At 64.2% G+C, this 22,562-nt stretch carries 26 protein-coding genes and 1 pseudogene; 8 read left to right on the forward strand and 19 right to left on the reverse strand.

The window, feature by feature from the left end:
* Window positions 1–156: 156 nt before the first annotated feature.
* Window positions 157–1,647 carry an L-asparagine permease gene (gene ansP / locus HWX03_RS29175; RefSeq protein ID WP_175873656.1) on the forward strand — a complete coding sequence of 497 codons (1,491 nt, stop codon included), beginning with the start codon at window positions 157–159 and terminating at the stop codon, window positions 1,645–1,647.
* A gap of 67 nt (window positions 1,648–1,714) precedes the next feature.
* On the opposite strand, the gene HWX03_RS29180 is transcribed toward ansP, so the two are convergent.
* Both HWX03_RS29180 and HWX03_RS29185 read right to left on the reverse strand, forming a co-directional pair.
* Entirely contained in the window at window positions 1,715–2,020 is a 306-nt protein-coding gene (locus HWX03_RS29180) for a DUF4148 domain-containing protein (RefSeq protein ID WP_175873657.1), read from the reverse strand.
* Between the two features lie 259 nt (window positions 2,021–2,279).
* On the reverse strand, window positions 2,280–2,522 hold the full coding sequence (locus tag HWX03_RS29185; RefSeq protein WP_175873658.1) for an AbrB/MazE/SpoVT family DNA-binding domain-containing protein: 243 nt from the start codon (window positions 2,520–2,522) through the stop codon (window positions 2,280–2,282).
* Between the two features lie 207 nt (window positions 2,523–2,729).
* On the opposite strand from HWX03_RS29185, the gene HWX03_RS29190 reads away from it, so the two are divergent.
* Genes HWX03_RS29190 through HWX03_RS29200 form a run of 3 tightly spaced genes read left to right on the forward strand, consistent with a single transcriptional unit; the run spans window position 2,730 to window position 8,999 of the window.
* The gene (locus tag HWX03_RS29190) at window positions 2,730–5,969 is read left to right on the forward strand and encodes an efflux RND transporter permease subunit (RefSeq protein WP_175873659.1); all 3,240 of its coding nucleotides are present in this window, start codon (window positions 2,730–2,732) and stop codon (window positions 5,967–5,969) included.
* Window positions 5,970–6,022: 53 nt separating this feature from the next.
* Window positions 6,023–7,435, forward strand: a complete 1,413-nt coding sequence (locus HWX03_RS29195) for an efflux RND transporter periplasmic adaptor subunit (RefSeq protein WP_175873660.1) — start codon at window positions 6,023–6,025, stop codon at window positions 7,433–7,435.
* A 31-nt stretch (window positions 7,436–7,466) separates the two neighbouring features.
* Entirely contained in the window at window positions 7,467–8,999 is a 1,533-nt protein-coding gene (locus tag HWX03_RS29200) for an efflux transporter outer membrane subunit (protein ID WP_175873661.1), read from the forward strand.
* Here the strand turns inward: HWX03_RS29200 and HWX03_RS29205 are convergent.
* From HWX03_RS29205 to HWX03_RS29260, 11 genes are all read right to left on the reverse strand, one after another.
* On the reverse strand, window positions 8,977–9,198 hold the full coding sequence (locus HWX03_RS29205) for a hypothetical protein (protein WP_175873662.1): 222 nt from the start codon (window positions 9,196–9,198) through the stop codon (window positions 8,977–8,979). The genes HWX03_RS29200 and HWX03_RS29205 overlap by 23 nt on opposite strands.
* A 16-nt stretch (window positions 9,199–9,214) precedes the next feature.
* The gene (locus tag HWX03_RS29210) at window positions 9,215–9,370 is read right to left on the reverse strand and encodes a hypothetical protein (protein ID WP_175873663.1); all 156 of its coding nucleotides are present in this window, start codon (window positions 9,368–9,370) and stop codon (window positions 9,215–9,217) included.
* Between the two features lie 177 nt (window positions 9,371–9,547).
* Entirely contained in the window at window positions 9,548–10,138 is a 591-nt protein-coding gene (locus HWX03_RS29215; protein ID WP_175873664.1) for a hypothetical protein, read from the reverse strand.
* Between the two features lie 11 nt (window positions 10,139–10,149).
* Complete coding sequence (locus HWX03_RS29220) at window positions 10,150–10,569, reverse strand: DUF2513 domain-containing protein (protein WP_175873665.1); 420 nt, start codon at window positions 10,567–10,569, stop codon at window positions 10,150–10,152.
* Between the two features lie 156 nt (window positions 10,570–10,725).
* Window positions 10,726–11,169, reverse strand: coding sequence for a hypothetical protein (locus tag HWX03_RS29225; protein ID WP_175873666.1), 444 nt, complete (start codon window positions 11,167–11,169; stop codon window positions 10,726–10,728).
* Between the two features lie 18 nt (window positions 11,170–11,187).
* Window positions 11,188–11,520: a DUF2314 domain-containing protein gene (locus tag HWX03_RS29230; RefSeq protein WP_175873667.1), complete on the reverse strand. Its 333-nt coding sequence runs from the start codon at window positions 11,518–11,520 to the stop codon at window positions 11,188–11,190.
* An 18-nt stretch (window positions 11,521–11,538) separates the two neighbouring features.
* A complete protein-coding gene (locus HWX03_RS29235) occupies window positions 11,539–12,102 on the reverse strand; it encodes a GNAT family N-acetyltransferase (protein WP_175873668.1) in 564 nt (187 codons plus the stop codon).
* Between the two features lie 568 nt (window positions 12,103–12,670).
* Complete coding sequence (locus HWX03_RS29240; protein ID WP_175873669.1) at window positions 12,671–13,294, reverse strand: transposase; 624 nt, start codon at window positions 13,292–13,294, stop codon at window positions 12,671–12,673.
* A gap of 75 nt (window positions 13,295–13,369) precedes the next feature.
* Entirely contained in the window at window positions 13,370–13,930 is a 561-nt protein-coding gene (locus HWX03_RS29245; protein ID WP_175873670.1) for a hypothetical protein, read from the reverse strand.
* 26 nt (window positions 13,931–13,956) lie between these two features.
* On the reverse strand, window positions 13,957–14,589 hold the full coding sequence (locus tag HWX03_RS29250; protein WP_175873671.1) for a hypothetical protein: 633 nt from the start codon (window positions 14,587–14,589) through the stop codon (window positions 13,957–13,959).
* Between the two features lie 618 nt (window positions 14,590–15,207).
* A complete protein-coding gene (locus tag HWX03_RS29260; RefSeq protein WP_175873672.1) occupies window positions 15,208–15,561 on the reverse strand; it encodes a hypothetical protein in 354 nt (117 codons plus the stop codon).
* Window positions 15,562–15,723: 162 nt separating this feature from the next.
* Between HWX03_RS29260 and HWX03_RS29265 the strand changes: the two genes are divergently transcribed.
* Together HWX03_RS29265 and HWX03_RS29270 are read left to right on the forward strand one after the other, a co-directional pair.
* Window positions 15,724–16,050, forward strand: a complete 327-nt coding sequence (locus tag HWX03_RS29265) for an H-NS histone family protein (RefSeq protein WP_175873673.1) — start codon at window positions 15,724–15,726, stop codon at window positions 16,048–16,050.
* A gap of 29 nt (window positions 16,051–16,079) precedes the next feature.
* On the forward strand, window positions 16,080–16,220 hold the full coding sequence (locus HWX03_RS29270; RefSeq protein WP_175873607.1) for a hypothetical protein: 141 nt from the start codon (window positions 16,080–16,082) through the stop codon (window positions 16,218–16,220).
* Here the strand turns inward: HWX03_RS29270 and HWX03_RS29275 are convergent.
* The 5 genes from HWX03_RS29275 to HWX03_RS29295 all read right to left on the reverse strand — a co-directional run bounded on the left by HWX03_RS29275 (window position 16,198) and on the right by HWX03_RS29295 (window position 20,557).
* Window positions 16,198–17,658 carry a heavy metal sensor histidine kinase gene (locus tag HWX03_RS29275; RefSeq protein WP_175873674.1) on the reverse strand — a complete coding sequence of 487 codons (1,461 nt, stop codon included), beginning with the start codon at window positions 17,656–17,658 and terminating at the stop codon, window positions 16,198–16,200. The genes HWX03_RS29270 and HWX03_RS29275 overlap by 23 nt on opposite strands.
* Window positions 17,655–18,332 (reverse strand): heavy metal response regulator transcription factor, encoded by a 678-nt coding sequence (locus HWX03_RS29280; RefSeq protein WP_027786146.1) that lies wholly within the window; start codon window positions 18,330–18,332, stop codon window positions 17,655–17,657. The genes HWX03_RS29275 and HWX03_RS29280 overlap by 4 nt, the downstream gene beginning before the upstream one ends.
* A 160-nt stretch (window positions 18,333–18,492) precedes the next feature.
* Window positions 18,493–18,924: a hypothetical protein gene (locus HWX03_RS29285; RefSeq protein ID WP_175873675.1), complete on the reverse strand. Its 432-nt coding sequence runs from the start codon at window positions 18,922–18,924 to the stop codon at window positions 18,493–18,495.
* Between the two features lie 13 nt (window positions 18,925–18,937).
* Window positions 18,938–19,678, reverse strand: coding sequence for an SDR family oxidoreductase (locus HWX03_RS29290; RefSeq protein WP_175873676.1), 741 nt, complete (start codon window positions 19,676–19,678; stop codon window positions 18,938–18,940).
* A 234-nt stretch (window positions 19,679–19,912) separates the two neighbouring features.
* The gene (locus HWX03_RS29295) at window positions 19,913–20,557 is read right to left on the reverse strand and encodes a hydrolase (RefSeq protein WP_175822651.1); all 645 of its coding nucleotides are present in this window, start codon (window positions 20,555–20,557) and stop codon (window positions 19,913–19,915) included.
* Window positions 20,558–20,800: 243 nt separating this feature from the next.
* Between HWX03_RS29295 and HWX03_RS29300 the strand changes: the two genes are divergently transcribed.
* Window positions 20,801–21,697, forward strand: coding sequence for a LysR family transcriptional regulator (locus tag HWX03_RS29300; RefSeq protein WP_175873677.1), 897 nt, complete (start codon window positions 20,801–20,803; stop codon window positions 21,695–21,697).
* A gap of 153 nt (window positions 21,698–21,850) precedes the next feature.
* Window positions 21,851–22,060 (forward strand): annotated as a pseudogene (locus tag HWX03_RS37090) (sensor histidine kinase); the annotation flags it as partial.
* A gap of 29 nt (window positions 22,061–22,089) precedes the next feature.
* On the opposite strand, the gene HWX03_RS29305 reads toward HWX03_RS37090, so the two are convergent.
* On the reverse strand, window positions 22,090–22,482 hold the full coding sequence (locus tag HWX03_RS29305) for a hypothetical protein (RefSeq protein ID WP_175873678.1): 393 nt from the start codon (window positions 22,480–22,482) through the stop codon (window positions 22,090–22,092).
* Window positions 22,483–22,562: the final 80 nt, after the last annotated feature.

Genomic DNA, 22,562 nt, shown 5'->3' on the forward strand with positions numbered 1-22,562 from the left:
GAATACGTTCGCGACGTACCGTGCCGTTCGCCACGCCCGGCGAATCGCAAGCAGGAGGCGCGCGCTCGATTCCGCGCGCGGCTCCTCCGATACCGGTGTCCCGATCGTCCCGCGATCGGGATGAATCCAATCCCATCCGTACGCGAGGATACCGTCATGGCATCGATTCCCGAACCGTCGACAACCGGCGAAACCGACAAACGCAGCTGGCTCGAATCGCACGAAGCCGGCTATCACAAGACCCTCGGCAATCGACAGGTGCAGATGATCGCGATTGGCGGGGCCATCGGCACCGGGCTGTTTCTCGGCGCCGGCGCCCGGCTGCAGGCCGCCGGCCCGGCGCTCGCGATCGTCTATCTGGTGTGCGGCGCGTTTTCGTTCCTGATCCTGCGCGCGCTCGGCGAGCTCGTGATGCATCGCCCCAGCAGCGGCAGCTTCGTGTCGTACGCGCGCGAATTCCTCGGCGAGAAGGCGTCGTTCGTCGCCGGCTGGATGTATTTCCTGAACTGGGCGATGACCGGCATCGTCGACATCACCGCCGTCGCGCTCTACATGCATTACTGGGCGCCGTTCGCGGCCGTGCCGCAGTGGATCTTCGCGCTCGTCGCGCTCTGCATCGTCGCGACGATGAACCTGATCGGCGTGAAGTGGTTCGCCGAGATGGAGTTCTGGTTCGCGCTGATCAAGGTCGCCGCGATCGTGCTGTTTCTCGTGATCGGTGCGGCGATCCTCGGCACGGGCATGCCGGTCGCCGGCCATGGCACCGGCATGCATCTGATCACCGACAACGGCGGGTTCTTTCCGCATGGACTGATGCCGGCGCTGGTGCTGGTGCAGGGCGTGGTGTTCGCGTTCGCGGGCGTCGAACTGGTGGGCACGGCCGCCGGCGAATGCAAGGATGCGCGCAAGGTGCTGCCGCGCGCGATCAACAACGTGATCTGGCGCATCGCGATTTTCTACGTCGCGTCGGTCGTTCTGCTGGTCTGCCTGCTGCCGTGGAGTGCGTACAAGGCGGGCCAGAGCCCGTTCGTCACGTTCTTCGGCGCGCTCGGCGTGCCGGGCATCGGCTCGGTGATGAACCTGGTGGTGCTGACGGCCGCGCTGTCGAGCCTCAATTCCGGCCTGTATTCGACCGGGCGCGTGTTGCGTTCGCTGTCGATGGGCGGCTCGGCCCCCGCTTTCCTCGCGCGGATGAGCGGGCAATCCGTCCCGTACGCGGGCATTCTGGTGACCGTCGCGATCTATGTGGTCGGCGTGCTGCTCAACTATCTCGTGCCGTCGAGCGTGTTCGAGATCGTGCTGAACATCGCGTCGCTCGGCATCATCAGCACCTGGGGCTTCATCGTCGTGTGCCAGATGAAGTTCCGCGCGGCGGTCAGGCGCGGCGAGGTGGACGACGTGTCGTTCAGGATGCCGGGCGCGCCGGTGACATCGTGGCTCACGCTGCTGTTCCTGCTCGGCGTGCTGGTGCTGATGGCATTCGACTACCCGAACGGGACGTGGACGATTACATCGATCCCGCTGGTCGCGCTGCTGCTCGTGGCCGGCTGGAAGTGGCTGAGCCGTCGCGCGCGCCGCACGTTGCTCAAGCCGACGATTCCGTCGGTCACCCTCACACAGAACGTGCTCGAGAAGGGTGAGCACTGACGCACGGGGGCATGCACGCCGTTGAACGATCCGCCGCCGGGCTGCCGACGGCGGTCGACAACCGCGTTCAGTGATGCTCGTACAACGACTGCGCGTCGAGCGATGCGAGCGACGACGTAGCCGTCTTTGCCGCGTCGGTCGGCCGTGCGGCGGCCGATTGCGCTTGCTGCGCGGCGACCTTCGCCTCGGCGGCCTGGATGTCTTCGGGATAGTACGGGTCGGTGCCGATCGGCCGATAACCGGCCTGTTCGACCCTGACGAGATCGGCGCGCACGTCGGCGCGTGAGACCGTATGGTCGGTGGTTTGTGCAAATGCGACGAGCGGTGCGCTCAGCGCACAGGAAAGCAGTACTGCACGAATCAGGTTGTTCATGATGTTCACCTCTCAAAGATGGCATATTCGCGTCCGCAGATCAGGCCGGACATCCGCTCCCCATCGATGTGATGAAGAGTTGGATTCATTCTGCGATTCGCGCGCTTTCCTGAAGGTGAGGCTTCGATTACGGTTTTGTTATCTGATCGCCCGCGCCCGTCGTGTGCGGGCCGCCCCGGTTCGCCGGACACATCGCAGGCCCGCACCGCGATCCGTATGCCGGTTGATCGTCGAGTTCATGCGAAATCCAGTCCGATCATCACGCGGACGCTCCCTGTTCGGCGATGGCCCGACGCATGTCCTCGATTGACACCGGCTTCTTGGGCTTCTTCACGACGCCCTTCAGCGATGCGAGCGAGTGCGTGGCCGGGTAGATCTCATACCGGCCCGTTGCCTCGTTGAAGCTGAATTCGATCCGGTCTCCCGACTCCAGGCCAAGTTGTTTGCGTACGTCCGTCGGGATCGTGACCCGGCCCTTTGAAGTGATAGTGGCTGCTGTCATTGGGACACCTCCAATATTCCTTGCTTTATGGTAAGGCATATGAAAAAGCAAGGGTGGGCCGCCGGCGACCAAACGCCGCCGATGCCGCCGCCCGCACAGATAACGGTTTCGTAATCCTCGAGTCAGGGTCGGGTCAACGCCGCGCCGGCAGACTGCACGCTCATCGCATCGAATGCGCATCCGAGCCCTGCTTCGAGGAGCACCATCATGTGGATCGTCCGGCTGGCGTTACGCAGGCCCTACACGTTCGTCGTACTCGCACTGCTGATCTTCATCGCGGGACCGCTCGCGCTGCTGCGCACGCCGACCGACATTTTCCCGAGCATCGACATTCCGGTCGTCAGCATCGTCTGGTCGTACAACGGCTTCTCCGCGGAGGACATGGCCAAGCGGATCACGTCGAACTACGAACGCGCGCTCACGTCCGACGTCGACGACATCGAGCACATCGAGTCGCAGTCGCTGAACGGCGTGTCGGTCGTGAAGATCTTCTTCCACCCGGGCGCCGACATCAATCGCGCGATCGCGGAAGCCGCGAGCAACGCCGCATCGATCCTGCGCATCCTGCCGCCCGGCACGCTGCCGCCGAACATCATCACGTACAACGCGTCGACCGTGCCGATCCTGCAGCTCGGGCTGTCGAGCGACACGCTCGCCGAGCAGCAGCTGTACGACCTCGGCAACAGCTTCATCCGCACGCAGCTCGCGACCGTCCAGGGCGCGGCCGTGCCGCTGCCGTTCGGCGGCAAGATCCGCCAGATCGTCGTCGATCTCGATACGCGCGCGCTGCAGGCGAAGGGGCTCGCGCCGATCGACGTCGTCAACGCGATCAACGCGCAGAACCTGATCCTGCCGGGCGGCACCGCGAAGATCGGCACGCACGAATACAACGTGCAGATGAACGGCAGCACGCAGACGGTCGCCGCGCTGAACGACCTGCCGGTGAAGACGATCGGCGGCAACGTCGTCTATGTGCACGACGTCGCGCACGTTCGCGACGGCTACGCGCCGCAGACCAACATCGTGCGGGTGGACGGCAAGCGCGCGGCGCTGCTGACGGTCGAGAAAACCGGCAGCGCGTCGACGCTGACGATCATCGACCAGGTGAAGGCGATGCTGCCGAAGATCGCGGCCGGGCTACCGAAGGCGCTGCACATTGCGCCGCTCGACGATCAGTCCGTGTTCGTGAAGGCAGCGGTCCAGGGCGTCGTGCGCGAAGCGCTGATCGCCGCGTGCCTGACCGCGCTGATGATCCTGCTGTTTCTCGGCAGCTGGCGCGCGACGCTGATCATCGCGATCACGATCCCGCTCGCGGTGCTCACGTCGCTGCTCGCGCTGTCCGCGCTCGGCCAGACCATCAACATCATGACGCTCGGCGGGCTCGCGCTCGCGGTCGGGATCCTCGTCGACGACGCGACCGTCGCGATCGAGAACATCACGCATCATCTCGAGCTCGGCGCGCCGCTCGAGGAGGCCATTCTGACCGGCGCGGGCGAAATCGCGGTGCCGACCTTCGTGTCGACGCTGTCGATCTGCATCGTATTCGTACCGATGTTCCTGCTGACGGGCGTCGCGCGCTATCTGTTCGTGCCGCTGGCCGAGGCCGTGATCTTCGCGATGATCGCGTCGTACTTCTTCTCGCGCACGCTGGTGCCGACGCTCGCGATGGCGCTGATGCGCGCCAAAGGGAGCGGCCGGCCGCCGCGCGGCGTATTCGCGCGCATCGCGCGTTTCCAGGCCACGTTCGAGCATCGCTTCGAGGCCGTGCGGCTGCGCTATCGCGCGCTGCTGTCCGCGGCGATCGCGCGGCGCCGCCGCTTCGCAGCCGCGTTCCTGCTCGCCTGCGTCGCATCGACGGGCCTCTACGCGTTCGCCGGGCAGGACTTCTTCCCGTCGGTCGATACCGGCGAGATCCGCCTGCATCTGCGCGCGCCGACCGGCACGCGAATCGAGGAAACCGCGCGGCTGACCGACGAAGTCGAAGCGAAGATCCGCGGCGTGATTCCGGCCAGCCAGCTCGCGGGTGTACTGGACAACATCGGCGTGCCGGTGAGCGGGATCAACCTCACGTACGACTCGTCGGATCCGATCGGCACCGAGGACGCCGACGTGCTCGTCACGCTGAAGCCGAATCATGCGTCGACCGCCGCGTACGTCGCCAAGCTGCGCAACGTGCTCGCGCAGTCGTTCCCCGGCGTGACGTTCGCGTTCCTGCCGGCCGACATCGTCAGCCAGATCCTCAATTTCGGGCTGCCCGCGCCGATCGACATCCAGATCGTCGGCAACAAGCTCGACCAGAACCGCGCGGTCGCGAATGCGCTGCTCGCGAAGCTGCGCGGCGTGCGCGGCCTCGTCGACGCGCGCATCCAGCAGCCCGGCGACGAACCGGCGATCAACGTGAACGTCGACCGCACGAAGGCGATCCAGGCGGGCCTCGAGCAGCGCGACGTCGCGCAGAACCTGCTGATCGCGCTGTCCGGCAGCTCGCAGACGACGCCGAACTTCTGGCTCGATCCGCGCAACGGCGTCAGCTACCCGGTGCTCGTGCAGACGCCGCAATACACGGTGAATTCGCTGCAGTCGCTCGCGAACGTGCCGCTGCCCGCCGGCACCGCGCGCGCGCCGCAGACGCCGGCCGGCGGCCCGGCCGCGGGCGCACCCGCGCAGAACCTGCTCGGTGCGCTCGGCACGTTCTCGCGCGCGACGCAGCAGGCCGTGGTGTCGCACTACAACGTGCAGCCGGTGCTCGACATCTTCGCGTCGGTGCAGGGGCGCGACCTCGGCGGCGTCACGGGCGACGTGACGAAGCTCGTCGACGCCGCGCGCGCGCAACTGCCGCCCGGCTCGTCGATCGTGCTGCGCGGCCAGGTGCAGGCGATGCACGAATCGTTCACGGGCCTGCTCGGCGGCCTCGCGCTCGCAATCTCGCTGGTCTACCTGCTGATGGTCGTGAATTTCCAGTCGTGGCTCGATCCGCTCGTGATCGTGGGCGGCCTGCCGGCGTCGCTCGCCGGCATCGCGTGGATGCTGTTCGTCACGCGCACCACGCTGTCGGTGCCCGCGCTGACCGGCACGATCCTGTGCATCGGCATCGCAACCGCGAACAGCATTCTCGTCGTGAATTCGGCGCGCGAGCTGCTCGCGGCCGGCGAGCCGCCGTGGCAGGCCGCGCTCGACGCCGGCTTCAGCCGCTTCCGGCCCGTCGTGATGACCGCGCTCGCGATGCTGATCGGCATGTTGCCGATGGCGCTCGGCCTCGGCGACGGCGGCGAGCAAAACGCGCCGCTCGGCCGCGCGGTGATCGGCGGCCTCGCATTCGGCACGTTCTCGACGCTGCTGTTCGTGCCGGTGCTATTCGGCTTCGTCCACGCGTGGCTCGCGCGGCGTCGCGACGCCGCGGCCGCCCGGCGCACGCAGCACGCGCCCGATACGCCGGCGCTGCGTTGAGCGCGGACGCCCGCCCTTTCTCATCCTTCGATTCGCCCGAACCCGGAACCATCATGAACGACTCGATCGAACCCGTCGCTCCGCCGCCCGCCGCCGAAGCGGCCACCACGGCCGCAGCCGCGCCGCCCGTCGCGCGCGGCGCCGCCCTCGACACCCCGCCGGCCCGCCGCGGCCGCAAGCTCGCCGTGCCGCTCGCGGCCGTCGCGCTCGCCGCCGCGCTGCTCGCGCTCGGCATCGTGCCGCGTATCGATGCCCGCGCCGCGCAGCGGGCGCAGGTGGCCGCGCAGCGGGCGCTGCCAGTGTCCATCGTCGTGCCCGGCGCGGCGCCGGCCGACCAGACGCTGACGTTGCCCGGCTCGGTCGCGCCCTATGCGGACGCGTCGATCTATGCGCGCACGAGCGGCTATATCGCGCACTGGAACGTCGATCTCGGCACGCACGTGAAAGCCGGCCAGACGCTCGCGCAGATCTCGGCGCCCGATCTCGATGCGCAGTTACGCCAGGCACGCGCCGACGAAGCGAGCGCGCAGGCGAACTACGACTATGCGAAATCGACCGCACAGCGCTGGCAGGACATGCTGAAAACGCAATCGGTGTCGCAGCAGGACACCGACACGAAGGTCGCGGACATGAACGCGAAGCGCGCGATGCTTGCCTCCGCGCAGGCGAACGTCGCGCATCTTGCCGAACTCGTGTCGTACGAGTCCGTCACCGCGCCGTTCGACGGCGTGATCACCGCACGCAACGTCGACGTCGGCACGCTGGTCACCGCGGGCGGCACGCCGGGCAGCCCGGGCTTGTCCGGGGAGCTGTTCCATCTCGAACAGACGGACACGCTGCGCGTGTTCGTCGACGTGCCGCAGGACAGCGCGGCCGGCGTATCGGCCGGCACGTCCGTCTACCTGACGACGCCGCAGTATCCGGGGCGGCGCGTTGCCGCGCGTGTCGCGCGCAGCGCGGGCGCGATCGACCCCGTCACGCGCACGCTGCGCGTCGAGATCGACGTCGACAACCGCGACGGCGCGCTGATGCCCGGTGCGTATGCGCAGGCGCATCTCGTCGTGCCGAGCGCGGCGCCGGCGCTCGACCTGCCGGTCAGCGCGCTGCTGTTCCGCCCGAACGGCGTGACGGTCGCCACCGTCGGCGCGAACGGCCAAACCGCGCTGAAGACCGTGCAGATCGGGCGTGATTTCGGCACGCGCGTCGAGATCGTCGCGGGGCTCGCGGCAAGCGATCGCGTGATCGACAACCCGGGCGATGCGATCACGGCCGGCGAAGCCGTGAAGATCGTGTCGACCGAGCGCGCCGCGGCGCCGGTTGCTGCTTCGTCCGCTTCGTCCGCTTCGTCCGCTTCGTCTACTACGTCTGCGCAGGCCGCTTCGTCCGCGCAGGCCGTGCAACCGGCGTCTGCGGCCGGCGCCGCGCCGGCTACATCAACGCCCGCTCCTGCGCCCGCGCGCGGCTGACCCATCGACGACGACTCACGAGATATCTACCATGCGCCTTCCTCATCCGCTCCCGTTCGCCCGCCGCATCGTCGCGCTCGGCGCCGCCGCCGCACTGACCGCCTGCTCGACGCTGCCGCCCTATTCGCCGCCCGCTGTCGCGGTGCCCGCGCACTACGCTGGCGCGCCGGCCGCACAGGCCGGCTGGCGCGCCGCAATGCCAGCCGACGCCGCCGCTCGCGGCGCCTGGTGGACCGTCTTCGGCGACGCCGATCTGAACGCGCTCGAAGCGCGCGTCGACGTGTCGAACCAGACGGTGAAGAAAGCCGTCGCCGATCTGCAACAGGCGCGCGCGATGGTCGACTATCAGCACGCCGGGTTCCTGCCGACGATCACGGCGGGCGTCGCGCAGAGCCGCGCGCGCGTGTCGCAAAACCGGCTCGGTTCGTCGCTCGCCGGCAAGACGACGCCCGACTACCAGGCCGGCGTGGCCGCGAGCTGGGAACCCGACGTGTTCGGCCGCGTGCGCGACGCGGTGATCGGCGCGCAGGCGAACGCCGCCGCGAGTGCGGCCGACCTGCAGGCCGTGAAACTGTCGGTCACGGCCGAACTCGCGACCGACTATTTCGCGCTGCGCTCGCTCGATACGCAGAAGCAACTGCTCGACGACTCGGTGCACGCGTACGCGGACGCGCTGACGCTGCTCAAGCAGCAGCTCGCGGCCGGCGCGATCGACGCGTCGGCGGTTGCGCAAGCCGAGACGCAACTCGAATCGACGCGCACGCAGGACACCGACATCGATGCATCGCGTGCGCAGTTGCAGCACGCAATCGCGACGCTCGTCGGCGAGAGCGCGTCGACGTTCGCGCTGCCGCCGCGCGTGCAGGCGTTCCACGTGCCGGCCATTCCGGCCGGCGTGCCGTCGCAACTGCTCGAGCGGCGGCCCGACATCGCGGCGGCCGAGCGTCGCGTGGCGGCCGCGAACGCGCAGATCGGCGAGGCGCGCGCCGCGTTCTTCCCGGATCTGGTGCTGTCGGCGAGCGCCGGCCTCGAGAGTTCGTTCTTCGCGCCGTGGCTCGCCGCGCCGAGCCTGTTCTGGTCGCTCGGCCCGCAACTCGCCGGCACGCTGTTCGACGGTGGCCGCCGCAGCGCGTCGCTGCGCGGCGCGCATGCGCAATACGACGGCGCGGTCGCCGATTACCGGCAAACCGTGCTCGTCGCGTTCCAGCAGGTCGAGGATCAGTTGTCCGCGCTCGATGCGCTCGCGTCCGAAGCCGGCAGCCAGCAGCGCGCGACCGACGCGGCCGACCTGTCGCTGCGGCTGACGACGAATCGCTTCAACGCCGGCGCCGTCAGCTATCTGGACGTGGTGACCGCGCAAACGATCGCGCTGACGAACCGGCGCACGGCCGATCAGATCGACGCGCGCCGGATCGAGGCCGAAGTCGGGTTGCTGAAGGCGCTGGGCGGCGGCTGGCAGGCGAACGCGAGCGCGGACTCAGATGCGGAATCGAACACCGGCAAGAGGGAACCCGCAGCGGCCGTGCGGCCCGAGCCCGGCGTCACTCAGCCGGCGGCCGGTTGAACGTGAGAGACGCGCAGCCGTAGCGCCATTCCAACTCTTCGATCGGCGAACGAAAGGCTGCACGTCGGTAATACGGCTCGTTGACGTCACCCCACAACATGTCACCGTCAGTCACGCGAACCATGTCTTCTCCATCACTTGCGCCCGGGTCGATTGCCTTGCAGTAGACCACCTTAGCGGTGCCACGAGTGATTTGCATCGCGGTTTCCGAGTTGTTAATCCGGGTAGAACATCCCCCACAAATTGAGGATCAGTGCGGGCAACAACAGCGCCAAAAAGGGGTTATCCACCACTCCGGTCATCGGGTTGTACGCCAACGCTAGTCCAGCGATGCCACACGTCGTGCCGACAATGACAAGAATCCGTTTCACCGATATGCTCCTGTTTTCCTACGTGCCTTCGATCCCGAAAAGTGGAGCAACTGCTTCAAGTCCGAGGCGAATGGCTTCGCCGCCGCTTGTCACAATTGGCTCGCTCACCACGGTCTAGCGTGGTGTCGATGCGCCACGCGTTACAGATGTCGCCCAACACTTCGGCGACGGCTCGCCTCAACGCATGAATGAAGCGGCGACGGGCGAAACAATGACGATGACCATCGCGCAGCGATACAGCCTGGAGTGGTTCGGCCCGAAGAACGGATTCGCGGCGATCTCGGCCATCGCAACGAGGTAAAGCGAAAAATACCAGGTCCATAGGGCCGGGCCAATATTGCGGCATACAGCGGCGGCCGCCCCGAAACCGATGACGGTCGTAGCCGCGACCGAGGCCAAGGCTACGGCGCGAGTACTGACGTGCGCTATTAGTGCACGGAGAAGCGGTCTATCCCGCGTGATGCAAAGCCGCTCAACACCCCACTTGGCGAACCAGAGGACCATCACGGTCATTAGTAGGGAGTTAAAGGCGATGTGCTCCATCAAGAGTTCGGTACCAACGTTGGATTTGTTGAAGTAGCGGTAACCGAACCATTGCATCAGGCCGAAGATAAAGCCGATTGTGCCGAAAAATGGAAAATCGTTTCGAAGATCTCTTCCCGACAGCATCCACACTGCCCCGTGCTGTGCCATACATCCACCAGCCAATCCGGAGGACGGGTGAGCGACCAGATCGCTCTGGACCCTGCGCACCTTGTTCTCGCCCATCGGTCGTTTTCCTATGCGCCCAACGCATGCTTCAAAGCGTAACCGGCGAGTGCCTTGATGGCGTCGAACGTCAGTTCGATGCCCTTAGTCCGCGCGGTGGACTTGATCGATTCCCAGATCGTGGCAGATCGCATGGTATCGAGCAGGTCGTGTCCGGCCATGGTGAGGCGCGGCGCAGACACGCCGTACGAGAAGTGATTATCGGCACCTCGGAGTACTTGTAGGCCTTCCACGTAGCCACTGTCGATGAGAAGCTCCAAGTGGCCAGCAATTCGTTCTTCCACGGCCCTTTGGCCTTTCGCGAGATCATCGTAGGCTTCCCACGTCAGGTCATCGGTCCATTTCGGCACATCTGGAATGTCCGCGAGGACATCATGTCCTGCTTCCATGTCCGTCAGTTGCTTTCGTAGCAGATCCCAATCTCTCTTCATAGCCCCTTCCCCGTTTTCCGCTGATCTATGAGTTATTTGTGCTGCTGCCGATCTCTCTCACGTCGAGTAACTCGGTCCAGACGTCATTACCATAGATGTCGGCGACCTGATACAGAGCGCAAAATTCCCTGCCGCACATCCCCTCGTTTGCCGAGGCTATTTTGATTTGTTGGGCGTCGCCCAGTTCGGCGTCGGCATCTCAAACGGCGTGGTGGCTAAGCGGGTCCTGCGACCATCCTGGGCGAGATACACCTCATCTGGAAAGGTTGTAAACGCGTCGCGCTTCCCATTCGCATAGTGGCCTTCTTTCATGACCATAAGACATTCTTTCGACGCATGCCAATTCAAAATAAGATCTGACCCGTCCTTCGGTCCAGGCGTGTAGGGGCGTGGCCATGGAGGGGGCGTATCAAACCGAACCCATAGGACCTCACCGTCCGTCACGGCATAGATTGCCCGAGGGTAGCCGGGGGGCTTATATTCCACGTCTTCGATCACGTAGGGTTGCAACCGCGCTCCTTCAGGTATCTCGGTACATACAGGGTTTGCGAATCCCTGTACCGGCAGGCAGAACACCAGCCACCCCAGGCCCGTTTTCATATCGCTTCCCTACCTCTTTCAATCCCAAATGCCGATAACGTGGCGAGCCTCGAACGTTACACGAAAGCCCGCGCGAATGTCAGGCGTGCATAGCGGATCGTTATCGAGCTTGCCATAGTAGAAGCTTCCCTCGACCCGCTCCGTCGTTACCCACATGCGCTCGACGTTGATGGCTTCGTTACCGAAATCATCGATGGTCCGTATGCGAAAAATCAACTTTACTATATCGCCTGGAACAAGAGACTCGCGCCGCTCACGCTCAGGCAACCAAAATGTCGCTGGATGCTCGCGAGCAATTGGTTCTGCATCGTCGAGCTCCCATCCGTCTCGTGCAAGATCGGCAAGTGGCATTCGATGATTTCCCTTTTCCTATACCTTCTCGTATGAACTCCGCCTGCCGGTCTTGTCGAAACCAAAGAGCTTCGCACCGTCATCTGAGAACTGGGGGTGAACGCGAACGTCTGGCGCATCATCCAAGACCTCCGCAAGCAAGACGCGCGCTATACCTCTTCCGCGGCTGCTACGTTCCACATACACTGTCTGGATGACTTTTTCACAATCAACCTCGAAAAGCCTTTTCCGTCCAAGAATTCTGTGGCTAATTTTCAGCTGAACCACGCCCGTGATCGCTGACTTGGCGTCCTCCCGATATAGGTATCTCAGTACATACTCAACTCGGGTTCCTAGCCCGGGTGAGCCGCACGTGTTCGCCTGGTGTTGACTACACGCAATCTCAACGTGCGCGATACGCATCGGGACGTTGTGTGCGTCTGCGATTTGGATTGAGCGCCAATCGATCTCTTCGTCGCCATATTCCTCCGGCTCCCGAAGCAATTCATCGAGTTCGTATGGGCCGCCTTTGTAGAACTTGCCCGGCAAAGCAGACGGAATCGCAGCTAGCGATACCCGATCAAGCGGCGTGACCACTTTCATGTTGTCCTCGTACAAACACCGGTGGGGCTTTCCGCGTCATTGAGGCCGGCCGTAGTTCAGACCGTACTCGTATTCGTCTCGCGGTAACTGACTGGCGATCAGCGCCTTCTCGACTGCGACTAGCACGAGTCGGAGGAAGCCGTCACGGATTGCAACTCGCGCGTAATCGAGCTCGCGTTGCTCCTACGCACCGATTGCCCCCTCGCGCTCTTCTTCCATTCCTCCCTGACAATCAGCGATGACATCGAGGACCGTTTGCTCGGAGCCCTCGTAGCTGTGAGCTACGTACGAGTCGGAGGCATTCGATGATCGCGTTCATCTGCTTCTCTCGTTGTTTCCCGATCAGTACGTGGTAACCGCGCCCGTTACGGGATCGATGACCGATATGCTCTCGTACACAGGCCGGAAGATGTCCAGTCCATAAACCGTTCCATTCGAATCCCTGTATTTGTTGTTTCCCACAACCTCGTAAATTCCAGTCGGCTCGCCCGTCTTTCGAACATGGACGGTAGAACCGACCAGCGGTAGTGGTCGCCCGCTCATCATTGCATACTCTCCCTGATTTTTCCTATGAGACCTCTGCGGGCATCCGGCGGATCGCTCCATACCTTGCACGCAGCGCCTCGGCGTTGAGCGGAAAACCAATCCGAGCGCCGATCTCCTCGGCAATTTCCCACAGGCTCGGGATGCCATCCACCGCGATGTGCTCGGAATATTCCTCCAGAGACCATTCGGAGACACGCTGCGCAACCTCACTGAGTGGTTCAGCCGCCAGTTCCGTATATAGCCGATGTACAAATTTTCCGGAAAGTAAATCGTGCGAGGCGAAGACCGGACCGTCGGTCTTGCCTCCCTCGTCTCCCGGTAGGCAGACGGTAGGGTCATATACGCCGGGGCCATATTGCACCCATGAATGATCGAACTTGTAGTCATAACGAGACGCGACGACACCGATCCGCAAGCAGACTTCCTGTGCCTCATCGGCGGGCAATTGGGCCTCAAATTCTGCAAGAAGCAGATATAACACTGCTGAGAATTTGTGACAGGCCCCACGAGCCTGAGAGCAGACGATCTCGCGCAAGACCTCCATGAAAATCATCTCACTCGGCTTGTGATCTCCCATCTCCTTCGCCACAATCGCGACCACGCGCTCAAACTCCGGCAGTTGAGTGCGTACTTCGTCAAGTTTCATATAGGATCCGTTCTCGATTTAGCCCGGCATCCAGCTGGTAAGTGCCCTTGCGCGCAGATTGTTTTCAGACTCAAACTAGCAAGTAAATTTGTGTGTTTCCACGTCGCGGCAATCTTCCTCGTAGGCGCGGTCAAGCCACTTCAATAACGACTGCTTCCCGCCTTCGAGTGCCAACATCGCGGGCACGTCCTTCTCGGAAGGAGCAATCACTTGTCCTTGCGGCGTCATGTCATAGCCAATATCGACATAGTTTTCGTCCTCCCGACGCTTCGTCCCAATCCAGTAGGTAATGCTCACTGCGCGGGGCTCGCCCGTGACTCCGTCATACCCGATGTCGTCTCCGCCCTCGAGTGCCCGGTATTTGAACTTCGCCGGCCGTTTGGCCTGCACATAGGCCAGAACTTGCGAAACCGTCGAACCGTCTGCGGTCTTGTGGCTGTTCACGTTCTGCGCCCATGCCGCAGCTATATCGGGAGTCAATTCCTTAGCCTTGGCCGGTGCGGTGGTCGCCTGCGCCGGGGTTTGTCCCGTCGCATGGCTCTCCTTGTCGCCGCACGCGGACAGGAAGACTGCCGAAACTGCGACGCAAATGAAGAAAGGCTTGCGTTGCATCAGATGTGGGAAAAATTTGTGCAAGTTGGTTTTCCTTGCTTTCCTACCGATTATGAACCGTTTTTGGCCCGATCACGCGAGACATCCCTGGTCTGGACCACCGGCGCAGGCTGTACGATCGATACGCTTGCAGGTACTTGCCCAGTTCCGGTAGGGGGTGAGTGCAGCGTCTGGCCTACCTTGTCGGTAAAGTCGTGCCAGCCCGTCACGATCGTCACGATAGCGCTGAAGCCGATAATCGCGGCGACCGGCCACCACGCGAGGATTTCGCTCACGAACTCTTGCATGACGCTCGGCCTCGTCGATAGCGCCTTGTCTTCCGACCCATAGCGGTCGCGACGTCGCAACATGCCGATGCGCCTGCGATCCCACCATGACCCGCCGTCAACCACGCTAGACACGCGCCAGTAGCGAAACGCGTCTACCAGCGCCGCGTCAATAGTGCGCCGCGTGACCTCGGTCGGGCTTCGGAACACGCGCCAGACAATGAGTTTTTCGGGCTGGTGCATAAACTCGGAGTCGTACGGATACAGGAACACGGCGACGTTGCCGGTCACCGCTTGGGAGAAGACCAGCGCAGCACCGCCTTCGGAAGCGGTGGTCTTGGGATACTGATGCTTTAACGAAATGCCGACCGGATGTACGCCGAGAAACAGCGAAACGACGCGGTGCTCGGGGTCCACACGGACGTACAGATTTTCTCAGAATCCTTTCTGATGCGCCCGTCGCCGCACGGCCTGGAGCCGACGCTCCAGGCGCGGCGCGAGGACCGCGCTCCAGTTCAGCATCCGGTCAGCGCGCAGCCTGACGCCTTGCGTGGGAAACAACGTGACCTGTCTGTTCAGCAGCCAATTCAGACAGCCCTCCATCTTGTCGGCTAACGCGGCTGCGATGCCGGGCCTGGGAAAAAGTGATGACAAGCAACCCCCGTTACATGTAGTTCAAGTTCTTCATTGCTTCTGTTAGGTTTGGTCCAGGTTCGCTCACATTCGTCATCAGATCACCCCTCGCACGACAGACGCGGGCGTTACTGGATCGCCGTCCACGAGACGTTTAACGGCCGCGAGACTGGAAACTCCAATCAATTGTTGGATGAGTTTGGGCGAGCGGCCTTGACGATGGAGGTTCACTGCGAAGGTTCGCCGGGTCGCATTGGCGTTGCCGCTTTCGATGCCCGCTTGCGTGTGCAGTCGGCGGATGATTTCGTTCAGCGTTTCGCAAGAGTAACTGGCCGCCCCTGTACGCGTGATGGGTCGCGTAAAAGTGAACGACGCACCGTCGCTGGTCAGGAACAGCGGGCTCTACAAGTCTAGGCCTCTGTACGCCGCGCGTGCGGTGCTGATGCCGTGACCTGCTTCACGGCGATAGCGCAGGTAGTCGTCCACGGCTTCGCGAGCCTTGGCGTTCGCCCACACGAGCGGACGGCTCTTACCGTTGAACGCTATTTCGGGCCTACGCGTCGAATCGACGCGCACGGAGCCATCCACTGCAAGATAGTCGGAGGCGAACAGTTTCGCGGCTTCGTTCGGCGTAACACCGGTCGAGTCGAGCACCGAGAGTAGTGCCACGTCGCGCAGCGGCGCTTGCCCCGTGACGGCGGCAACTTTGAGTGCGCGTCGAATCTGATGCAGCTCAATAACAGGTGCTTTTGCCATCCTGTAACGCCACCCATTCCGTATCGTGTTACGAGGAATTATGGCGGCAAGCGCCGCTAATCGCAATCAGATGCCCAGCAAACCTTCAACTCCTCGGAAAATTCGGCGCCACGCCGATCATCCATTACCATTCCGTCCTATTGCAATAACTCGGCAACGATCTTGACGATTGAACTACAAGACCTACAGGCTCAGCTCCGCGAACTGAATATTCGACTCGCGGACGTGAAGAAGGACGAGAAGCAGACGTATGTGGCTGGTGTCCAGGAGCGCGTGGCGCTCTACGGCATCACCGAGAACGAACTGCTGCGCGCGGCTGGTTTCTGGAAATCGCGCAAACCGCATGCGCAAGCGAAATACTGCGCCCCCTCTTCTGATAAGCAATGGTCTGGATTCGGGCCGGGACCGAAATGGCTGGAAGGCAAGAATCTCGGCGATTACCTGATCGAGCGTGCGGCGAAACCGTGGTGGCCTGGAGAGGAGGCCTGACGGCTCGACCCGCGAGGATCGGGGCCGAAGTGGGGTTGCTGAAGGCGCTGGGCGGCGGCTGGCAGGCGAGCGCGAACGCAGGCTCAGACGCGGAATCGAACACCGGCGCGAAGCAACCCGCGGCCGCCGTGCGGCCCGACCCCGCCGTCACGCAGCCGGCAGCCGGTTGAACGTGAGCACGAAACGCGTGCCGCGCGCGTCGCTTTCGACCTGCGCGGTGCCGCCGTGCAGCTCCATCACCGAGCGCACGATCGCGAGGCCGAGCCCGGCCGTGCCGCCCGGCGCGCCGCCGCTGCGCGCGGGGTCGCCGCGCACGAACCGGTCGAAGATTCGCGGCAGCAGCGCGGGATCGATCGGCTCGCCCGGATTCGCGACGACGACGCGTACCGCATCGGCCGTTTCGTCGACACTCAGCGTGATGACACCGCCGGCGGGCGTGTAACGCAGCGCGTTCGCGAGCAGGTTGCCGACGGCGCGGCGGAACAGCTCGACGTCGGCGGTCAGTTGCCCGTGCCCGTCGACACGCAGCGTCGAGCCCGCTTCGTCGGCGAGCCCCTCGAAATACTCCGCGATGCGCTCGAGTTCGTCGCGCACGTCGAACGCACGCTGCCGCGTGACGAAGCTCGGGTGCTCGGCGCGCGCGAGAAACAGCACGTTCTCGATCATCCGCGCGAGACGATCGTATTCCTCGAGATTCGATTCGAGCAGCGCCTGGTACTCGTCGGCCGAACGCGGCCGCGCGAGCGCGACTTCGGTGGCGCCGCGCATGTTGTTCAGCGGCGTGCGCAGGTCGTGCGCGAGATCGGCGCTGAATTGCGACAGATGCGCGAATGCCTGCTGCAGGCGGCCGAGCATCGCATTCTGCGCATCGACGAGCGTGCGCAGCTCGGGCGGGGCGCGCGACGCATCGAGCCGCGTGTCGAGCTTGTCGACCGTGATCCGGCCGGTGTTGTCGACGATCTCGCGCAGCGGTGCGAGCGCCGTGCGGATCAGCCAGTAGCCGAGCAGCAGCGCGAATAGCGCGCCGAGCCCGCCGGCGATCTCGAGCCGGTCGCGGTAGCCGTCGAGCAGATCGGCGCGGTCGCGCATGTTGCGCGCGATCGCGATACGGATCGGCGTGCGGTCGCCGAGCGCGGCCTCGATCACGACGCCGCGCATCGGCGTGCCGCCGCCGGTGCGCCACGTGACGAGCCGGTCGGCCGTGATCCGGTCGTTCGCGGGAACCGGCACCGCGTGCGGCGCGAACAGCTGCGCGTCGGCCAGCGGAACCGAGGCGGCCGCCGGCGCGTCGTCGAGCGCGGCGAGCCGGACGTTGTGGCGCGCGAGCACGTCGCCCCGCGCATCGACGGCGGCCATCGACAGCGCCTCGTTGCCCAGCACCTGGCTCGTCAGCCGCTCCGCGTGCGCGCGAGCCGCATCGAGCGACTCGAGCTCGCCCGCGAGCCGGCGCGTGTGGCGCGCGGCCAGCACGATGTCGAGATCGTCCTGCGTGTTCACCTGCCGCTCGAGGCCCGCATACACATACGTGCCGACGAGCGCGAACGCGGCCAGCGTGGTCGCGGCGAAGGCCAGCGCGAGCGTCGCGGCCAGCGAGCGCGGGCGCGTCATGCGTCGTCCTTCGGTTCGAGCACGTAGCCGACGCCGCGCACGGTATGGATCAGCTTGACCGGAAACGCGTCGTCGATCTTCGCGCGCAGGCGCCGGATCGCGACCTCGACCACGTTGGTATCGCTGTCGAAATTCATGTCCCACACGTACGATGCGATCTGCGTGCGGCTCAGCACCTCGCCCTGCCGGCGCGCGAGCAGTTGCAGCAGCGAGAATTCGCGCGGCGTGAGGTCGATCCGCGTGGCGCCGCGCTTCACGCGGCGGCGCACCACGTCGATTTCCAGATCGCCGACTGCCAGATGCTCGGTCTCGCGCGGCGGCCCGCGACGCGCGAGCGTGCGGATGCGGGCGAGCAGTTCGACGAACGCGAACGGCTTCACGAGGTAGTCGTCGGCGCCGAGTTCGAGGCCGTGCACGCGATCCTGCACGTCGTCGCGCGCGGTCAGGAACAGCACCGGCGTCGTGTGCGTGTCGCGCAGCCGCTTGAGCACGCCCCAGCCGTCGAGCACGGGCAGCATCACGTCGAGCACGATCACGTCGTAACGCTCTTCCTGCGCGAGCGTCAGCCCTTCGCCGCCGTCCTTCGCGAGATCGACGCTGAAGCCCGATTCCTCGAGCCCCTTCTTCAGGTACGCGCCCGTCTTCGGTTCGTCTTCGACTATCAGGATGCGCATCGCCGGCTCCGTCGCTTTCGTGGGGACATCCGGCGATGTTACCCGGAAACGGCGACACGGCTTCGCTCCGTGCAGGCGCGAACGGCGTAGATGACAAAACGGTAATCGGCCTGTCAGCGTGGCGTGCGGTTGCGGAGCCAGCCGACGAATTCCCGTCCCGTCAGCCCTGATGCGCGCGCGCCTGACGAGCAGCCGGATGCGTCATCGTCATTTGGCCTTTCATGCGCCAGAAATTTCCATCCGGCAACGCGACGAACGAGTGGAAGATGCCGAGGTCGTAATTCTGGATGTTCACGACCGCCGCACCGTTCGACTCCTTCCAGCTCACCGCGAAGGTGCCGTGGCCCAGCGGCGCGACCTCGATGTCGACGGTTTCGACCGAAGCGTACGGCCCGTCCTTGATCTCGAAGGTCATTCGTTCGGTGGAGTGCAGCGTCAGGTGCACGGTGAATACCGGATAGACCACCTGCATCTGCTGTCCGACCGGGAAGTGATCGAGCGACATTGTCCTGCTCCTCTTGCTGGATCGATCGACGCCGTCAACCGCCAGCCAGCGGACGGCCCGGAAGCCGGCGGGACGGCAAGCGTGCACGGCCGGGTTCGTGTCAGGCGATTGCGCCACCGTCCGCGGTCAGGATCGCGCCGGTGATCACGCTCGCTGCGGGACTTGCCAGGAAAACCACGGCGTTCGCGATTTCTCGCGGTTCGCCGAAGCGCCCCAGCGACGTCAGGCTCCGCTGGAAGTCGGCAGCCGCACCGTCCGCCGGATTGGCGTCGGTATTCACCGATCCGGGCTGCACGAGGTTGACCGTAATGCCGTTCGGACCGAGTTCGCGCGACAGTCCGCGGGTAAATGCGATCAGTGCCGCCTTGGACATCGCATAAGCTGTCATGCCGGGGAACGGGACCCGTTCCCCCAGACCCGATCCGATCGAGACGATGCGCCCCCCTGCGGAAAGATGCGGAATGACGGCCTTCGCGAACAGCACTGGCGCTCGGACGTTCACGTCCATCAACGTTTGATAGTCGTGCACATCAAGGTCGGCGATCGTTCCGGCGTGGCCGATCGCCGCGCTGTTGACGAGAATATCGAGGCCGCCAAGCGCCGCGACGGCATCGCTGACGGCACGCGTGATCGCTTCCGGATCGGCACTATCGGCTAGGATGGCGGCTGCGCGACGCCCGGTGTTCTCGATGGATTTGGCCACCGCGTCGGCTTTGTCGGTCGAGCGTTGGTACGTAAACGCGACATCGGCGCCGTTTTCGGCCAGCGCCAACGCGATCGCGGCGCCTATGCCTCGAGACCCGCCGGTAACCAATGCACGCTTGCCATTCAGATCGATCATTCAATTGTCCTTTCTACCAGGCCGAGACTGGAAAGGCCGCCATGGCCGTTATGGCAGAGCAAGCGCAAGGAAGCTCGCAGCCTGCTCGATAGAGGTCGGCGACAACGGCGAACTCGGCAACTCAGCGGTCGATGTGCGAGATCATTCCGTGGCGCATGGCGAACGGAGATGATGGGGCCAGCAGCCTGTCTGTTCGATAGCAGTCCATCGCGCGGCCCCCTTCATCCGTCAGGATCAGCCAGCCACCGGCGTGTTGAGAAGCTGCTGCTCCCAGAAATAGGCGATGCCGCTGCCGGCCGAATGCGGCCCGATCACCTTATTGAGCTTCTCGGCCGTCTCGGCGCGGGCCCAGTCGCGTTGCCACTCGGCCGCCACCGCCACCCAGGTCATCACGTTCGCGCCGGCAGCGATCATGCGCTGGATGGCGACCTGGTGCGCCTCGAGCGAGGTGCCGCCCGACGCATCGGTAACCACGGTCACGTCCCAGCCCTCGCCCAACGCCTGAATGACCGGCATCGCGACGCAGATCTCGGTCCAGAGGCCCGCGATGATCAGTTGCTTGCGGCCGGTCGCCTTGACTGCGTCCACGACCTTCCTGTCCTCCCAGGTGTTGATGAAGGTACGGTCGATCACCTCCTGGTCCGGGAACACCTCGGTGATCTGCGGGAACAGCAGGCCGCCGCGCGCCGCGATCACGCTGGTCAGAACGGTGGGGACACCGAACACCTTGGCCGCCTTGGCGAGGCCGGTCGTATTGTTGACGACCATCTGCGGGTCGTGGCTGTTGAGGTTGGCAAGCTGGTAAGGCTGGTGATCGATCAGAACGAGTACGGAATCTTCGGGACGAAGAAGCGAATCGACGCCATTTCGAAAAGTCATGCACATTTCCTTGGTTGCCGGTTGGAAGAAGGACGCGTTTTCAGGAAACGAGCGCTTGTCACGTTCATCCCCTGAACCCGCATTGTGCTGTCCGCCTCTTCGGTTCGATAGTGCCGTTTCTCGATGAGCTGTGTCGCGGAAACTGGAACGCCGACGGCGAACGTCAACGAACCGTCTTCTGTTTCTGCCCGATACGGCGGTACCATTCCGGGACCCTCAACGTTGCGGAGAAAGGAACACCGAATGGATATCGAAGCGCTACGGACATTCGTGGAAGTTGCCGATGCGGGAGGCGTTTCGCCTGCCGCGCTTCGACAGGGCTTGTCCAAGTCGATCGTCAGTCGACGGCTCGCCGGGCTCGAAGCGGAACTCGGCGTGCAGTTGATTGCGCGCTCCACCCGCAGGGTTGCGTTGACAGAGGCCGGCGCCACGTTCCGGGACTATGCGGCCAGGGCATGCGCCGAGATCGACCTGGCCAAGGAGACGATCCTGCCCACCGGCGACCTGTGCGGCCGCTTGCGGGTTGCCGCACCGATGTCCCTCGGCCCGACTCACTTCGCGCCGATACTCGCGGAGTTGGCACGACGCCACCCGCGGCTTCATATTCACGCCTCCTACAGCGATCGCTTCGTCGATCTGATCGCCGAGGGGTTCGATTGCGCGATCAGGGTCGGCACGCTGCAGGACTCGAACCTGGTCGCAAGGCGTGTGGGGCCGCTGTTCGGCAAGTTCGTCGCCAGTCCGAACTATGTCGGAACGCATGGATCGCCGGAAACACCCCAGGAACTGCTCACCCACCAGGCCCTCATGCAGGGCACCGAATCCTGGCAACTTCTGGATGGCGACAAAGTCGTCACCGTCCGTCCACAGGGGCGCTTCAAGGCCGACAGCGGCGTGGCGCTCGTCGGCGCCGCGGTAGCCGGCCTCGGGGTGGCGGTGCTCCCCGAGTACCTTGTCGACGAGCACATCGCGTCCGGCGCGCTCGTGCCTGTCATGAAGCGCCATCCGCCTCCCCCAGCAGGTATCTATGTCGTTCGCCCGTCTGGCCAGCATCCGGCGCGAAAAGTGCGGGCGCTGACCGAACTGCTGGTCGAATGCCTGGGGCAGGATGCAAACTCCGCTGGAACTACCGCTGCCTAGCGCGTGCATCGAGCCTGCTTGAGCCCCACGTCAAAACACGCCGGGGTGGAACTTTCACGCTCGCGGCGTGACGGTGCGGGCGCGGGGCCGCATTGCTTTTATTGATCGCGCACCGCGCGCAAACCGGATCGCATCCGCCAAGCAACGCGCGACGTGCTCAACACGGCCCTTCCCGTATCCGCCGGTATCGAGGGAGGGCTCAGACGGGCTGGCGCGTCGCATTCCGCGCCGCCGGCGAGTGCGTCGGAGCATGCCGGTGGATTCCTCGCTTACGCGTTTCCTTCTTACCCGGGCAGCGGCATCAAGCGCGACATTCCGGAAGCGGAAACGCCGCTGATCCTGAGCGCACTCTCCGCTGCTTCCACCGCCGAAGCACGCCCATTTTTTGGGTATTAATAGATCAATATATTCTCGGCGATCGCATGCTTCAACTCCTTCAGAACAAGCGTGAGAAGACGAGATACCTGCATTTCGACCTCGTCGCCCTCGAAGCTAACGAGGGCACTCACCCTGTTCCCTTCGATGCCGCCGAGCCAGTCGAGGTCTTGCGGGCGTGTCGACCACAATAGCAACGGCACGCCTCTCGGCAATTGACTCAATCGGCAATCCGCGCCCGTCTTCGACGCATCGGGAAGGTTATCCGGCATGAGCGACTCGCTCCATGCACGGTGCGCATCGCCGGGATCGTCAATCTGGAGAAGCGCGACTTCCGGCACCGCCGTGAAGCTGGCTACGGTCGCTGAAATCGCGGCCACACCAGGGCTTCGATCAACGACGACACACACGCGGGCCCTCTCCGAAGGCGGTAATAGCCAATTCCACGTCGAGGCCCCCGACGATACCGTGTCCAATTTCCTTGCACTCA

Source organism: Burkholderia sp. BCC0397 (assembly GCF_902832865.1).
In the GTDB taxonomy this organism is placed as follows: Bacteria; Pseudomonadota; Gammaproteobacteria; order Burkholderiales; family Burkholderiaceae; genus Burkholderia.

What these genes read in the sequence shown, in the direction of transcription:
- HWX03_RS29295 (WP_175822651.1), bottom strand. Translation starts at nt 20,557, where the DNA reads ATGACTTTTCGAAATGGCGTCGATTCGCTTCTTCGTCCCGAAGATTCC.
- HWX03_RS29300 (WP_175873677.1), top strand. Translation starts at nt 20,801, where the DNA reads ATGGATATCGAAGCGCTACGGACATTCGTGGAAGTTGCCGATGCGGGA.
- HWX03_RS29235 (WP_175873668.1), bottom strand. Translation starts at nt 12,102, where the DNA reads ATGAAAGTGGTCACGCCGCTTGATCGGGTATCGCTAGCTGCGATTCCG.
- HWX03_RS29180 (WP_175873657.1), bottom strand. Translation starts at nt 2,020, where the DNA reads ATGAACAACCTGATTCGTGCAGTACTGCTTTCCTGTGCGCTGAGCGCA.
- HWX03_RS29280 (WP_027786146.1), bottom strand. Translation starts at nt 18,332, where the DNA reads ATGCGCATCCTGATAGTCGAAGACGAACCGAAGACGGGCGCGTACCTG.
- HWX03_RS29200 (WP_175873661.1), top strand. Translation starts at nt 7,467, where the DNA reads ATGCGCCTTCCTCATCCGCTCCCGTTCGCCCGCCGCATCGTCGCGCTC.
- HWX03_RS29195 (WP_175873660.1), top strand. Translation starts at nt 6,023, where the DNA reads ATGAACGACTCGATCGAACCCGTCGCTCCGCCGCCCGCCGCCGAAGCG.
- HWX03_RS29205 (WP_175873662.1), bottom strand. Translation starts at nt 9,198, where the DNA reads ATGCAAATCACTCGTGGCACCGCTAAGGTGGTCTACTGCAAGGCAATC.
- HWX03_RS29215 (WP_175873664.1), bottom strand. Translation starts at nt 10,138, where the DNA reads ATGGGCGAGAACAAGGTGCGCAGGGTCCAGAGCGATCTGGTCGCTCAC.
- ansP (WP_175873656.1), top strand. Translation starts at nt 157, where the DNA reads ATGGCATCGATTCCCGAACCGTCGACAACCGGCGAAACCGACAAACGC.
- HWX03_RS29275 (WP_175873674.1), bottom strand. Translation starts at nt 17,658, where the DNA reads ATGACGCGCCCGCGCTCGCTGGCCGCGACGCTCGCGCTGGCCTTCGCC.
- HWX03_RS29190 (WP_175873659.1), top strand. Translation starts at nt 2,730, where the DNA reads ATGTGGATCGTCCGGCTGGCGTTACGCAGGCCCTACACGTTCGTCGTA.
- HWX03_RS29240 (WP_175873669.1), bottom strand. Translation starts at nt 13,294, where the DNA reads ATGAAACTTGACGAAGTACGCACTCAACTGCCGGAGTTTGAGCGCGTG.
- HWX03_RS29230 (WP_175873667.1), bottom strand. Translation starts at nt 11,520, where the DNA reads ATGCCACTTGCCGATCTTGCACGAGACGGATGGGAGCTCGACGATGCA.
- HWX03_RS29220 (WP_175873665.1), bottom strand. Translation starts at nt 10,569, where the DNA reads ATGAAGAGAGATTGGGATCTGCTACGAAAGCAACTGACGGACATGGAA.
- HWX03_RS29290 (WP_175873676.1), bottom strand. Translation starts at nt 19,678, where the DNA reads ATGATCGATCTGAATGGCAAGCGTGCATTGGTTACCGGCGGGTCTCGA.
- HWX03_RS29225 (WP_175873666.1), bottom strand. Translation starts at nt 11,169, where the DNA reads ATGAAAACGGGCCTGGGGTGGCTGGTGTTCTGCCTGCCGGTACAGGGA.
- HWX03_RS29260 (WP_175873672.1), bottom strand. Translation starts at nt 15,561, where the DNA reads ATGGCAAAAGCACCTGTTATTGAGCTGCATCAGATTCGACGCGCACTC.
- HWX03_RS29185 (WP_175873658.1), bottom strand. Translation starts at nt 2,522, where the DNA reads ATGACAGCAGCCACTATCACTTCAAAGGGCCGGGTCACGATCCCGACG.